Source organism: Streptomyces sp. NEAU-174 (genome assembly GCF_052665095.1).
The window spans coordinates 116,132-129,763 of sequence record NZ_JBQTCE010000012.1; the positions used below are offsets into that span (position 1 = coordinate 116,132).

Genomic DNA, 13,632 nt, shown 5'->3' on the forward strand with positions numbered 1-13,632 from the left:
TCGTTGGACGTGATGGTGCGGGCGGCAGGACGCTGCCACCATGACCACCCCGACCGCGTATCCGTCCTCCCGTCTTCTCACGGCACGCCTCGGCGCGTTCGTCGGCGACGTCCGCGAGGCCGTCGGCCGGGGCCTGGCGCCCGATGTGACCGCCTATCTGGTGGGTGAGCGGCTCGCCCCCCACCTCGGCGCGGACGATCTGCTCACCCCCGAGCAGCGCGCGGGCGACCCCGACCGCTACCGCCAGCACGTCCTGCACGCCGAGCCCGACGGCAGCTTCTCGATCGTCGCGCTGGTGTGGTTGCCCGGCCAGCGCACGGCGATCCATGACCATGTGTCCTGGTGTGTGACCGGCGTCCACGAGGGCGAGGAGCACGAGCGGCGCTACCGCCTCGTCCCGGACGGGCCGGGCTCGCGGCTGATCGCGGTGGAGGATGTGGTCAACCCGCGCGGCGCGGTGTGCGGATTCGCGCCGCCAGGAGATATCCACAGGGTGTGGAACGCCTGCGGGTCGAAGGCGATCTCGATCCATGTCTACGGGGCAGACATCGCCCGCCTGGGCAGCAGCGTCCGGCGGGTCTACGACCTCCCGACGGCGGACGGCCAGTGACGCTCACCGCCGCGCCCGGCCGGGCGCGGCAGGCTGCCGGATGGCGGCCGCCCGCCCCGGCGTACGGGCTCGGGCTGGCCGCGGCCGGGGTCGCGACCGCCTGGGGCGTCCACCGGCTGCTCCCCGTCGTCCCCCTGCTGACCGCCGCCGTGGTGCTGGGCATCGTCGCCGCGCATCTGCCGGGGGCGCGCGGCCTGGTCCGGGGCGTCTGCCGGGCCGGGCTCTCGCTCGCCGGGAAGCGTCTGATGCGCCTGGGCATCGTGCTGCTCGGCCTCAAACTCAGCCTGAACGATGTGCTGGGCCTGGGCTGGGCCACCGTGGCGATGGTCCTGGGCGTGGTCGCGGCCACCTTCTGCGGCACCTGGTGGCTCGGCCGCCGGATGGGGCTGCGCGGCGACCAGCCGCTGCTGATCGCCACCGGCTACTCGATCTGCGGGGCGTCCGCGATCGGCGCGGTGAGCGAGGTGTCGGACAGCGATGAGCGCGATGTGGCCACCTCCGTGGCGCTGGTGACGCTCTGCGGCACGCTCGCCATCGCCGTTCTGCCGCTGCTCCAGCACCCCTTGGGGCTCGGCGACGAGGCGTTCGGCCGGTGGGTGGGGGCCAGCGTGCACGACGTGGGCCAGGTGGTGGCCACCGCGCAGACCGCGGGGCCGTCGGCGCTGGGCGACGCGGTGCTGGTCAAGCTGGTGCGGGTGGCCCTGCTCGCCCCGCTGGTCGCGGCGCTCGCGACGTCCGTACGGGCGCGGGGGCGCGCCAAGCGGACGGAGGACCGGGCGGCGCAGGGCGAGGGGGCGGTACAGGGCGAGGAGACGCAGCGGCGGCGGCCGCCGCTGGTGCCGCTCTTCGTCCTCGGCTTCCTCGCCATGACGGCCCTGCGCAGCACGGACGTCCTGTCCAGCACCGTGCTGGACACCGCCGCCACGGCCCAGGAACTCCTCCTCGCCGCCGCCCTCTTCGGCCTGGGCAGCGCCGTCCACCTGCCCTCCCTCACCCGCACCGGCGCCCGGGTCGCCGCGCTGGGGCTGTGCGCGTGGGTGGTGATCGCGGGCGCGTCGTACGGGGGCGTCCTGCTCACCACGTAGGGCCGGGGGCCTCACCACGTAAGGCGTCACGTAGGGCGGCGGATGTACCTAGGCCCAGCGGCCGAGCGCGGCTCCGTCCCGCGACAGGTGTGACGTCCTGGAACGCCACTTACCCTGACGCCATGACCCCTCGCGACCCCCTCGACGTCGGTGCCGCCGACGCCGCCGTCCACCCCGAGCCGACAGCCGGAGGCCGGGGTCCGGCGGAAGCCGGTGACACCGTACTGGGGAGGCGCTACCGCGCCCTCACCCTCGGCATCGTCAGCGTCGTCTCCCTCATCGCCTTCGAGGCGAGCGCGGTCAACACCGCGATGCCGGTCGCGGCCCGCGCGCTGGACGGGGTCGAGCTCTACGCGTACGCCTTCTCCGCCTACTTCACCGCGAGCCTGTTCGCGATGGCCCTGTCGGGGGAGTGGTGCGACCGCAAGGGGCCGCTGGCGCCGCTGTTCGCCGGGATCGCGGCGTTCGCGGCCGGGCTGCTGGTGGCCGGTTCGGCACAGCGGATGTGGATGTTCGTGGGCGGCCGGGCGGTGCAGGGCATAGGCGGCGGGTTGGTGATCGTCGCGCTGTACGTGGTGGTGGGCCGCGCCTATCCGCAGCGGCTCCAGCCCGCCGTGCTGGCGTCCTTCTCCGCCGCCTGGGTGCTGCCGGTCATCGTCGGCCCGCTCGCCGCCGGGACCGTCACCGAACACGTGGGCTGGCGCTGGGTGTTCCTCGCCATCCCGGTGCTGGTGCTGGCGCCGCTCGCGGTGATGCTCCCCGCGCTGCGCGCTCTGTCCCCGAGCGAGCTCTCCGCGGGCATGGACCGCCGCCGCATCCTGCTCGCGCTCGCCGTCGCGGTGGGCGCCGGGCTGCTCCAGTACGCGGGCCAGGACCTCAGCTGGCTCTCCCTCGTCCCGGCCGCCGCCGGGCTCGCCCTGCTCGTCCCGTGCGTACTGCGGCTGCTGCCCAAGGGCACCTTCCGCGCCGCCCGCGGCTTGCCCTCGGTGATCCTGCTGCGCGGGGTGGCGGCGGGGTCCTTCCTGGGCGCGGAGAGCTTCGTCCCGCTGATGCTGGTGACCCAGCGCGGCCTGTCCGCGACCGCCGCCGGGCTCTGCCTCACCGGCGGTGGCCTCACCTGGGCCCTGGGCTCCTACACCCAGAGCCGTCCCCGCCTGGAGCCGCACCGCGAACGGCTGATGGGCCTCGGCATGCTCCTCATGGCCGTCTCCATCGCCATGGTGCTCCTGGCCCTCACCGACTCCGTCCCCGCCTGGATCGTCGCCGTGGCCTGGGTGATCGGCGGTTACGGAATGGGGCTGACCATCTCCAGCGGGAGCGTGCTGCTGCTGAAGCTCTCCCGCCCGGAGGACGCGGGCAGCAACTCCGCCTCCCTCCAGGTCTCCGACGCGCTCGGCAACATCACGCTGGTCGGCCTCAGCGGTGTCCTCTTCGTCACCTTCGGCGGCGGCGAGATCGCCCCCACCGGCACCGCGGCCACCCACCAGCCGGCCGCCTTCGGGGCGGTCTATGTGGCGATGGCGGCGGTGGCACTGTGGGGCGTCTGGGTGACGACGCGGTTGCGGCCCGTCACCGAGTAGTACCATTTTGGCCCCACCAGTGGTACCGTTTTGGTATGGCTATGAATCTCCGACTGCGCGACGACCAGCAAGAGGCGCTCAAGCAGCGGGCCGAGGAGGAGGGCCGCAGTATGCACGCCATAGTGCTTCAGGCGATCGACCGGTATCTCGAGCAAGAGGCGGACCGGGAGTCGGTCCAGCGCCTGGGGGCGAAGTACGCGGCACGCCACGCGGACCTTCTGCGGAGGCTGGGGGAGTAAGTGAAGTACCTGACGGTCCAGGAAGTGCTGGACCTGGTGGAAATCGCCTGCGGGGGGCAGCAGATCGCGGTGCGCGATCTGGGGTTGCTGAGCTCGGCTGTGCATCGTCCGCAGTCGCAGATGTTCGGCATAGAGGCGTACACCGACCACTTCGAGAAGGCCGCCGCGCTGCTCCAGTCGCTCGCCGTCAACCACCCGCTGGTGGACGGCAACAAACGGATGGCGTGGATGTGCACGGTGGTCTTCCTCGATCTCAACGGCACCGAAATGCTCGACGTCGACCAGGACGAGGCGTACAAGCTGGTGGTCGGCGTGGCCGCGGGCGCGCTTGAGGACGTCGTGGACATCGCGGCCAGATTGCGGAGGCTGCACGAGGGAATGTGAGTCTGATCCCACCCCCGGGTGGGATCGGCCCGTACCCCGGAGTGTGAAGGACGGCACCGGTAGGCTGACGCGGTTCCCGATCGACCCCGCCGAGTCAGCCCGACGGAGACCGTGAGTACTACTGCCGCCTCCACCAGCCATCACCTCTCGCCCGCCTTCCCCGGCCGGGCGCCTTGGGGTACCGCGAGCAAGCTGCGCGCCTGGCAGCAGGGTGCGTTGGACAAGTACATCCAGGAGCAGCCGCGGGACTTCCTCGCGGTGGCGACCCCCGGGGCCGGGAAGACCACCTTCGCCCTGACCCTCGCCTCCTGGCTGCTGCACCACCACGTCGTCCAGCAGGTGACGGTCGTCGCGCCGACCGAGCACCTGAAGAAGCAGTGGGCGGAGGCCGCCGCGCGGATCGGCATCAAGCTGGACCCGGAGTACAGCGCGGGCCCGCTGAGCCGGGAGTACCACGGCATCGCCATCACCTACGCGGGTGTCGGCGTCCGGCCCATGCTGCACCGCAACCGGATCGAGCAGCGCAAGACGCTGGTCATCCTCGACGAGATCCACCACGCCGGTGACTCCCGCTCCTGGGGCGAGGCGTGTCTGGAGGCGTTCGAGCCGGCCACCCGGCGGCTCGCGCTCACCGGCACCCCGTTCCGGTCCGACACCAACCCCATCCCCTTCGTCACCTACGAAGAGGGCAACGACGGCATCCGGCGCTCCTCGGCCGACTACACCTACGGCTACGGCAACGCGCTGGGGGACGGCGTCGTGCGCCCCGTCATCTTCCTCTCCTACAGCGGCAACATGCGCTGGCGCACCAAGGCGGGCGACGAGATCGAGGCGCGGCTCGGCGAGCCGATGACCAAGGACGCCGTCTCCCAGGCGTGGCGCACCGCGCTCGACCCGCGCGGCGAATGGATGCCGAACGTGCTGCGCGCCGCCGACCAGCGGCTGACCGAGGTCCGCAAGGGCATCCCGGACGCGGGGGCGCTCGTCATCGCCTCCGACCAGGACTCGGCCCGCGCCTACGCCAAGCTCATCCGCGAGATCACCGGCACCAAGGCGACGCTCGTGCTCTCCGACGAGGCGGCGGCGTCCCAGCGGATCGAGGACTTCAGCCACTCCGACGACCGCTGGATGGTCGCGGTCCGCATGGTGTCCGAGGGTGTGGACGTGCCCCGGCTGGCGGTCGGGGTGTACGCGACCACCATCTCCACGCCGCTCTTCTTCGCCCAGGCCGTCGGCCGTTTCGTACGGTCGCGGCGGCGCGGCGAGACCGCGTCCGTCTTCCTCCCCACCATTCCGAACCTGCTCGGCTTCGCCAATGAGATGGAGGTCGAGCGCGACCACGTCCTGGACAAGCCGAAGAAGGAGGGCGAGGAGGAGAACCCCTACGCGGAGGAGGAGAAGCTCCTCGAGGAGGCCGAGAAGCAGCAGGACGAGGACACCGGCGAACAGGACCAACTCCCCTTCGAGGCGCTGGAGTCGGACGCGGTCTTCGACCGGGTGCTGTACGACGGCGCCGAGTTCGGCATGCAGGCGCATCCGGGCAGCGAGGAGGAGCAGGACTACCTGGGCATCCCGGGGCTCCTCGAACCCGACCAGGTGCAGATGCTGCTCCAGAAGCGGCAGGCCAAGCAGATCGCGCACAGCCGGAAGAAGCCGGACACGGAGGCGGATCTGCTGGAGCTTCCGGCGGAGCGGCGGCCGGTGGTCACCCACAAGGAGCTGCTGGAGCTGCGCAAGGAGCTCAACTCGCTGGTGGGGGCGTATGTCCACCAGAGCGGAAAGCCGCATGGCGTGATCCACACGGAGCTGCGGCGGGTGTGTGGTGGGCCGCCGAGTGCGGAGGCGACGGCGGGGCAGATCCGTGAGCGGATCAAGAAGGTCCGGGAGTGGGCAACGCGCATGCGCTGACGCACGGATCCTTCCCCTCCCCGCAAGGGCTCCGCCCCTGGCCCCCGGGGGGTCGAGGGGTGGAGTCCCGGACACCCCCTAGCACGGCGGCACGCCAGCAGGGCGGGGCCTGGCGGCGGGTCTTTCCCCTCCCCGCCCCTTCCCGAAACTGGGGCCAGCCCCAGCCCCCGGGTTCGGGGGCGGGGCCCCGGACACCCCTTGGCCGACTGCCTCGCCAGGACGGCGGGGCTTGGCGGCTGGGCCGGCGCGACTTTCCCCTCCTCGCCCGTCCCCGTGCATCGATATGCGGCTTTCGTTCGCGCTGGGGTCTGGGCGCGGCCCTTCCCTGGCCCTACCTCTGCGTCGATTTGCGGCTCCGCCGCGTGGTGGGTCCGGGGGCTGGGGCGGAGCTCCAGTTGAGGGGAGGGGCGGGTTTGGGGAGTGGCCCGTTGCAGGCGTCTTGGCCTCCGCAACCCCCTTTCGAAAAATTTCATGAACCGGCCGCAGGCCTCCTTCGTGAATCCGGGCAAACCGCAACCTTTTGGGGTGCCCGCGCACCGCGCACCTTGGCAGCTCCGCTCGGATTCTGGACAAACCCTTCCGCAAAGCGGACCGGCTCGCTAGCGTTCGGGCACGCACACGCCCCGTGGCAGCGCCGCCGCGGAGCGCAGCCGGTGCGTACCACCGCGACCGGCGGCCTCTTCGCGCGCCGTCGTCGGGACCGGCGGGCCACCGCACGAAGAGCCGCCACTCATCACCGAGGAGGGGGCGTCGTGACCGCGGAGACCTCTCAGACGCTCGATCGGGGACTGCGCGTCCTCAAACTGCTCGCCGACACCGACCACGGGCTGACCGTGACCGAGCTGTCCAACAAGCTCGGCGTCAACCGCACCGTGGTCTACCGGCTGCTGGCCACCCTCGAGCAGCACTCCCTGGTCCGCCGGGACATCGGCGGGCGGGCGCGCGTCGGGCTCGGGGTGCTCCAGCTCGGCCGCCAGGTGCATCCGCTCGTACGGGAGGCGGCGCTGCCCGCGCTGCGCTCCCTCGCCGAGGACGTCGGCGCGACCGCCCACCTCACCCTGGTCGACGGCACCGAGGCACTCGCCGTAGCGGTCGTCGAGCCGACCTGGACCGACTACCACGTGGCCTACCGGGCTGGATTCCGGCATCCGCTCGACCGGGGCGCCGCCGGGCGCGCGATCCTCGCCGCCCGCGCCGGCCGCCCCGACGACCCCGGGTACGCCCTCACCCACGGCGAACTGGAAGCGGGCGCGAGCGGCGCGGCCGCCCCGCTCGTCGGGGTGACGGGGATAGAGGGCAGCGTCGGGGTCGTGATGCTCTGCGACTCGGTCCCGGAGCGCGTCGGCCCCCGGGTGGTCGACGCGGCCCGGGAGGTCTCGGACGCCCTGAGGTGAGGGCGGGCGGGCCGCCACGCGGCGGCCCGGTGGCAGCGGTGGCCCTCGCCCGGTGGAGGTGGTGGGCCCGCGCCCGGCGGTAGCGGTGGGCCCGCGCCCGGTGGCACTGGTGGGCATGCGACCGGCAGTAGCGGTGGGCTCGCGCCCGGCGGGACCGGGGGCGGCCCCCCAACCCGCACGCCCCCAACCCGCACGCCCCCAAGCCCGCCCGCCCGCGCGGGGCCCCGCCTCGCGCGGCCGGGCGCCGCGGCCGAGTTCACGCCGCCCCGGGCGGCCCCATGGAGCCGGGGTGGCGGCTCATGCTCCCCGGCGGTCAACTAGATTCACACCATGCCTGCCGTCTCCCCCCGCGCCCGCACCCTCGCGCTCTGCTCCGCACCCGTGCTCGCCCTGCTCGCGGTGGCCGCGTTCGCGCCGCTGCCGTTCACCGTGGCCCAGCCCGGTTCGACCGTGAACGTCCTGGGCTCCGACCGCGGCAAGCAGGTGATCAGCGTCTCGGGGACCGGCACCCGCAAGACCGCCGGGCAGCTGCGGATGACGACGATCCTGGCGACCGGCCCGGAGGCCACCGTGCGGGTGAAGGACGTGGTCAGCGGCTGGTTCGCCACCGACCGCGCCGTCATGCCGCATGACTCGGTCTACGTCGGCGGCACCACCAAGGAGATCGAGCGGCACAACGCCGAGGAGATGGAGGAGTCCCAGTCCTCGGCCACCAGCGCCGCGCTCGGCTACCTCCACCGCTCCCCGCGCGACGTCAAGGTCACCCTGCGCCTCGCCGACGTCGGGGGTCCGAGCGCCGGGCTGCTCTTCTCTCTCGGCATCGTCGACAAGCTGGACGGCGACGGCCGCGGCGGCGACCTCACCGGCGGCCGGACCATCGCGGGCACCGGCACCATCGACGCCAAGGGCAAGGTCGGGGCCGTGGGCGGAGTCCCGCTGAAGACGCAGGCCGCCAAGCGGGATGGCGCCACGGTCTTCCTGGTGCCGAAGGCCGAGTGTGCCGACGCCACGGCCGAACTGCCCAAGGGGCTGCGGCTGATCCCCGTCACCACCCTCAAGGGTGCGGTGACGGCTCTGCGGGCGCTGCGGTCGGGCGGCGCGGTCCCGCACTGCTGAGCGGTGCCGCCCCCTCCTCCGCCGTCATCGCCGCCCCCTCGTCCATCCCGCGCCAGGCCGGGAAGACCAGCGGACTGAGCGTGGCCAGGAAGTAGACACCGCCCGTCACCAGGAAGGCGGCGGTCAGCCCCACCCCCTCCACCAGGCACCCGGCCGCGAGCCCGCCGAGCGGCATCACCACCCACACCCCCGCGGTGAGCGCCCCCGAGACCCGGCTGCGCAGTTCGTCGGGGACGGCCTCGTACGTCACCGTGGTCAGGATCGGGTTGAGCATCCCCGCCGCGACCCCGCTGATCGCCATCGTCACGGCGAGCGGGGACACCCCGGGCACGAACGCGGCGATCAGGAACCGCGGCAGCCCGCACACCAGGAAGCTCACCGCGAACACGGTCCGGCGCGGGAAACGGTCGCCCACCGCCCCGTACAGCAGCGCCCCCACCAGCGCCCCGCCGCCGAACAGCGCCGTGAGCAGCCCCAGTTGCACCGAACCGCCCAGATGCCGCTCGGCGTGGACCGGCAGCAGTACGGAGGACAGACCCTGGTCGAGGCCGTTGGTGACCATGACCATCAGCACGATGGCGAGCAGCAGCCGATGGCGCAGCAGGAAGCGGTACCCCTCGCCCAGCTCCGCGCGGTAGGCGCGGGCGGACACCGGGACGACGGGCTTGCGTGGCGCGGCGGCGGGCAGTCCGCCCAGCCCCGCCATGATCAGCACCGCGGACGCCGCGAACGTGGCCGCGTCCAGCAGCAGTACGGACGGCGGGCCGAGCAGCGCGATCAGCAGCCCGCCGAGCGCGGCGCCCAGCATCCTGGCCCCGCGCGAGGCCCCGTCGTAGAAGCTGGCCGCGCGGCTGAGGGTGGTGCCCGCCCGTTCGGCCAGCGCGGGGACGAGCACCTGGCGGGCGGTCTCGCCCGGCGCGTGGAGCAGCCCGCAGAATGCCATCAGCGCGCACAGCTGCCAGAACCGCAGCAGCCCGGCGAAGTGCAGCACCGGAATCGTGGCGACGGCCACCCCGCACAGCGAGTCGGACGCGACGGAGACCCGTCGCCGGCCGATCCGGTCGATGACCGGTCCGCCGATGACGGCGGAGACGACCACCGGCAGGGTCGCGCAGAAGGAGACCAGCCCGGCCTTGGCGGCGCTGCCCGTGGTCTCCAGGACGAACCACGGGACGGCGATCAGGGTGAGGGAATTGCCCGCTATGGAGACGGTGTTGGCGGCGAGGACGAGTAAGAGTGGTCCTCGGTCGTCCCCGCCGTTCCCCCGGCGCTCTCTGTCTCCTGTGTCGTCGGCCATGTCAGTGGTCGAACCGGGCGGTCAGACCGGATTGCGGCAGCCGCGGCGTGGCCAGCCGCAGCCCGACCTCCACCAGCGTCCAGCCGACCCGGGTGCGCAGCACCCGGGCGCGGGCGGTGCGGGAGCGGCGGTGCGGCCGGGACGCCGCGCGGGCCTCGTCGCGCAGCCGCTCGGCGCGTATGTGGTGCAGCCACAGATGGATCTCGTCGCCGTACATGTGGTTCCCCCCAGGGATCGGTCAGTCCTCGTCGCGCGGGAAGGCGTGCAGATGGACGCGGTACGGGGCGGAGCCCTCGGTGTCCCGGTCCACCTCCTTCTCGCGGTAGCTCTCGATCAGTTCGTGCACCTTGTCGCGCATTTCGCGGGCGAGTTCAGGGGTGAGGCGCATACCGAAGTCGCTGATGTCCCAGGCGGCCCGCCACTCCTCGGACCAGTCGTGCAGGGTGCCCAGCCAGGTGGACATCCGCTGGGTGTGGAGGGTTGCCACCTCGTGCAGCACGGTGTTTATCGCCCCCCTCACGGCCGCGTCGGGGTGGGCCAGGAACTTGTCGCTGCCCAGCCGCGTGCCCATGTGCGCGGCCTTCCACCACCGCTCCCGCCCCTTGCCCCGCCCCGGGTCGTCCTTGACGAATCCATGGGCGGCCAGTTGCCGCAGATGGTAGCTCGTGGCGCCGCTGGACTCGCCCAATCTGTCGGCCAGTTGGGACGCGGTGGCCGGTCCGTACTCGCGTAGCGCTCCGAGCAGGCGTATCCGCAGCGGATGCGCGAGTCCGCGCAGGGAGCGTGGGTCGAGCACCTCGACTTCGTCGGGCACAGGCTGTTCGTTCTCTGCCATGAGCGGAGCCTAAGCATGCAAAGATGTGCTTGCAACACCTTCTTTGCAACGGAGTCTTTGGATCCGCTTCAACGGCTCGAAACCGCCCCGCTCAGTCCCGCGCCGCCTGCCGCACCAACGGAATGATCCGCAGCGGCACCGGGTTCTCCATCACGATCGCCGTCGAGGCCCGGACGATCCCCTCGATCCCCACCACCAGGTCGATCACCCGCTGGAGATCGGCGTTGGAGCGGGCCACCAGGCGGCACAGCATGTCCCCGTGGCCCGTCGTGGTGTGCAGCTCCAGCACCTCCGGAACGGTCGCCAGATGGGCCCGTACGTCCGGCCCCTGCCCCTGCTTGATCTCCAGCGTCGCGAACGCCGTGACCGGGTAGCCGAGCGCCGCCGGGTCCACATCGGGGCCGAAGCCCCGGATCACTCCCTGTGCCCGCAGCCGGTCCAGCCGCGCCTGCGCCGTGCCGCGCGCGACACCGAGGCGGCGCGACGCCTCCAGCACCCCTATCCGCGGCTCCTCGGCGAGCAGCTCGATCAGGCGGGCGTCGAGCCCGTCGATTCCCATGCGGTCCCCCTCCAGGTCCCAGGCTTCTCTTGAGGTGTCCTCTGTGACGGTAGTCACCCTGTACAGGATGCGCTGCCGAACGCGACTCTAGCTATACAGCCTGACCAGCAATTTCGTGAAGTGTTGCGCACCTTGAGCCGTCGGGGGACGCTTCGAAGTATGACTGAGACGACAGAGATGCTGAAGCATGGGGACGCACGGCACGCCGACCCGTTCCCCGTGAAGGGGATGGACGCGGTCGTCTTCGCCGTCGGCAACGCCAAGCAGGCCGCGCACTACTACGCCACGGCCTTCGGTATGAAGCTCGTCGCCTACTCGGGTCCGGAGCACGGCAGCCGGGAGACGGCCAGCTACGTCCTCGTCTCGGGCAGCGCCCGCTTCGTGTTCACCTCCGTCATCAAACCGGTGAGCGCCTGGGGCCACTTCCTGTCCGGGCATGTCGCCGAGCACGGCGACGGTGTGATCGACCTCGCGGTCGAGGTGCCGGACGCGCGCGCCGCGTACGCGTACGCCCTCGAGCACGGCGCCACCGGGATCGAGGAGCCGCACGAGCTCAAGGACGAGCACGGCACGGTGGTCATGGCCTCGATCCGCACCTACGGCGACACCCGCCACACCCTCGTCGAGCGCACCGGCTACTTCGGCCCGTACCTCCCCGGCTACGCCGAGGCCGAGCCGATCGTCGCCCCGCCGGCGCGCCGGAACTTCCAGGCCATCGACCACTGCGTGGGCAATGTGGAGCTCGGCCGGATGGACGAGTGGGTCCGCTTCTACAACGACGTCATGGGCTTCACCAACATGAAGGAGTTCGTGGGCGACGACATCGCCACCGAGTACTCCGCGCTGATGTCGAAGGTCGTGGCGGACGGCACCCGCAAGGTGAAGTTCCCGCTCAACGAGCCCGCGGTCGGCAAGAAGAAGTCCCAGATCGACGAGTATCTGGAGTTCTACGGCGGCCCCGGCGTCCAGCACATCGCGCTCGCCACCAACGACATCGTCGCCACGGTGCAGGCGATGCGCGCGGCCGGGGTGAGCTTCCTGGACACGCCGGACTCGTACTACGACACCCTGGGGGAGTGGGTCGGCGACACCCGCGTCCCGCTGGAGACCCTCCGTGAGCTGAAGATCCTCGCCGACCGGGACGAGGACGGCTATCTGCTCCAGATCTTCACCAAGCCGGTCCAGGACCGGCCGACCGTCTTCTTCGAGCTGATCGAGCGGCATGGCTCGATGGGCTTCGGCAAGGGCAACTTCAAGGCGCTCTTCGAGGCGATCGAGCGCGAGCAGGCCAAGCGCGGCAACCTCTGACTCCGAGCCCTGACCGCCGCGCGGGGCGGGCCGCGCGACCGCGGCCCCGCCCCGCACGGCCGCGCCCATCCCCCCCACTCCCCTCACACCCACCCACACCCCCTCCCCCCCCCTCCCCCCCTTCCCAAAAATGCGAACACCTGAATGGGAGCGCTTTCCCACCGTCTACACTCACGGCGATCTGTTCACTCCAACACGGCGTGATCACACGGGAGTTGTTGAGTATCAATGCACACGGAAAAGTACGCTGCGGGCCGTTTGACCAGGCGTAGGTTCACCCTCGGTGGAGGAGCCGCCGCGGCCGGCGCGCTCGGTGCCTTCGCCGCCCGCGCGGGGGCCACCACCGTGGCGGGGGGCCGGTTCGATCTGTCGGTGCCCTCCACCCAGCTGATCCGCGAGAAGACCCCGCACAACTCCACCGTGCTCCAGTCCTTCGCGTTCGACGACGTGGGTGGGCACATCTACACGATCCAGCTGATGGAGGGCGGGATCCGGCTCAGCGGGGAGTCCGCCCCCGTCTCCGGTGCCGACCGCGCCGCCCACGGCGATCTGTGCGTCACCAAGCTGTCCCTGGCCGGTGCCGAGCTGGGCTCGATGTACCTCAAGGGGTTCGGGCACGGCGTCGCCATGGGCTGTGAGCCGGTCGGCTCCACCGTCTATCTGTGGACCGAGTCGGACGCCAACCCCGACTCCGGCTACGGCCGCGCCATCAGCCGCTTCAAGTTCGCCGACGGCACCGTGCTGTCGTCCGGTTCGTCCTCGCCGGCCAAGCACCGCCCGGTGCCGGGCTCCACCAGCAACCAGCCCGCCGTTGACATGCTCAACCGCCGGCTGCTGCTGCGCTACCGCCTCGACGGCGAGGTCCGCTACCGGCTGATGAGCCTGTCCGGGGTCAGCGCGGGCGACTACACCGCCGTGTACGACGACATACCCCAGACCGGTGTCGAGGACGGCGAGGTCTTCCAGGGCTTCACGGTGCTCGGCGACTACGTGTACCAGCTGACCGGAACGGCCTACACCGGCGAGGACGGCGCCAACCCGCCCTCCGGCCACGGCAACACCTACGTCTCCTGCGTCGATCTGCGCACCGGCGAGCTCGTCCAGCGCACCCGCACCGAGGCCGCCTACTCGCTGAGCTACCGCGAGCCGGAGGGCATGGCCGTCCAGCTGTCCAGCCCGCGCCGGCTGTGCATGGGCTTCGCCTCCGGCGCCGCCGGGGACCGTAAGGTCAGCGTCTACTACAAGCCGCAGTAGCCCCGTACCGCACGGCCGCCCTCCTCACGGCCCTCCTCGCCGCCCTGCTCACGGCCCTCCTCG

At 71.9% G+C, this 13,632-nt stretch carries 14 protein-coding genes; 10 read left to right on the plus strand and 4 right to left on the minus strand.

Annotated elements, in window-relative coordinates:
- Nucleotides 1–40 precede the first annotated feature (40 nt).
- The 8 genes from ACT2CW_RS31300 to ACT2CW_RS31335 all read left to right on the plus strand — a co-directional run bounded on the left by ACT2CW_RS31300 (nt 41) and on the right by ACT2CW_RS31335 (nt 8,316).
- Nucleotides 41–610 (plus strand): cysteine dioxygenase family protein, encoded by a 570-nt coding sequence (locus tag ACT2CW_RS31300; protein WP_445519061.1) that lies wholly within the window; start codon nt 41–43, stop codon nt 608–610.
- Entirely contained in the window at nt 607–1,695 is a 1,089-nt protein-coding gene (locus tag ACT2CW_RS31305; protein WP_445519062.1) for a YeiH family protein, read from the plus strand. The genes ACT2CW_RS31300 and ACT2CW_RS31305 overlap by 4 nt, the downstream gene beginning before the upstream one ends.
- A 122-nt stretch (nt 1,696–1,817) precedes the next feature.
- Nucleotides 1,818–3,275, plus strand: a complete 1,458-nt coding sequence (locus ACT2CW_RS31310; protein ID WP_445519063.1) for an MFS transporter — start codon at nt 1,818–1,820, stop codon at nt 3,273–3,275.
- Between the two features lie 41 nt (nt 3,276–3,316).
- Complete coding sequence (locus ACT2CW_RS31315) at nt 3,317–3,514, plus strand: ribbon-helix-helix protein, CopG family (RefSeq protein ID WP_014061073.1); 198 nt, start codon at nt 3,317–3,319, stop codon at nt 3,512–3,514.
- Nucleotides 3,515–3,898 carry a type II toxin-antitoxin system death-on-curing family toxin gene (locus ACT2CW_RS31320; RefSeq protein ID WP_445519064.1) on the plus strand — a complete coding sequence of 128 codons (384 nt, stop codon included), beginning with the start codon at nt 3,515–3,517 and terminating at the stop codon, nt 3,896–3,898. It abuts the gene before it with no gap.
- Between the two features lie 111 nt (nt 3,899–4,009).
- On the plus strand, nt 4,010–5,806 hold the full coding sequence (locus ACT2CW_RS31325) for a DEAD/DEAH box helicase (protein WP_445519065.1): 1,797 nt from the start codon (nt 4,010–4,012) through the stop codon (nt 5,804–5,806).
- 752 nt (nt 5,807–6,558) lie between these two features.
- A complete protein-coding gene (locus ACT2CW_RS31330; protein ID WP_037962091.1) occupies nt 6,559–7,200 on the plus strand; it encodes an IclR family transcriptional regulator in 642 nt (213 codons plus the stop codon).
- Between the two features lie 330 nt (nt 7,201–7,530).
- Entirely contained in the window at nt 7,531–8,316 is a 786-nt protein-coding gene (locus tag ACT2CW_RS31335) for a S16 family serine protease (protein WP_182471291.1), read from the plus strand.
- Here ACT2CW_RS31335 and ACT2CW_RS31340 read toward each other — a convergent pair.
- From ACT2CW_RS31340 to ACT2CW_RS31355, 4 genes are all read right to left on the minus strand, one after another.
- Nucleotides 8,255–9,613: an MFS transporter gene (locus ACT2CW_RS31340; protein ID WP_445519066.1), complete on the minus strand. Its 1,359-nt coding sequence runs from the start codon at nt 9,611–9,613 to the stop codon at nt 8,255–8,257. The genes ACT2CW_RS31335 and ACT2CW_RS31340 overlap by 62 nt on opposite strands.
- A gap of 1 nt (nt 9,614) precedes the next feature.
- A complete protein-coding gene (locus tag ACT2CW_RS31345) occupies nt 9,615–9,830 on the minus strand; it encodes a hypothetical protein (RefSeq protein ID WP_138915401.1) in 216 nt (71 codons plus the stop codon).
- A 21-nt stretch (nt 9,831–9,851) separates the two neighbouring features.
- Nucleotides 9,852–10,448, minus strand: coding sequence for an ArsR/SmtB family transcription factor (locus ACT2CW_RS31350; RefSeq protein WP_445519067.1), 597 nt, complete (start codon nt 10,446–10,448; stop codon nt 9,852–9,854).
- A gap of 91 nt (nt 10,449–10,539) precedes the next feature.
- Entirely contained in the window at nt 10,540–11,007 is a 468-nt protein-coding gene (locus tag ACT2CW_RS31355) for an Lrp/AsnC family transcriptional regulator (RefSeq protein ID WP_037962099.1), read from the minus strand.
- A gap of 159 nt (nt 11,008–11,166) precedes the next feature.
- On the opposite strand from ACT2CW_RS31355, the gene hppD reads away from it, so the two are divergent.
- Both hppD and ACT2CW_RS31365 read left to right on the plus strand, forming a co-directional pair.
- Nucleotides 11,167–12,315, plus strand: coding sequence for a 4-hydroxyphenylpyruvate dioxygenase (hppD, locus tag ACT2CW_RS31360; RefSeq protein ID WP_445519068.1), 1,149 nt, complete (start codon nt 11,167–11,169; stop codon nt 12,313–12,315).
- 258 nt (nt 12,316–12,573) lie between these two features.
- Nucleotides 12,574–13,569, plus strand: coding sequence for a phage baseplate protein (locus ACT2CW_RS31365; protein ID WP_250853137.1), 996 nt, complete (start codon nt 12,574–12,576; stop codon nt 13,567–13,569).
- Nucleotides 13,570–13,632: the final 63 nt, after the last annotated feature.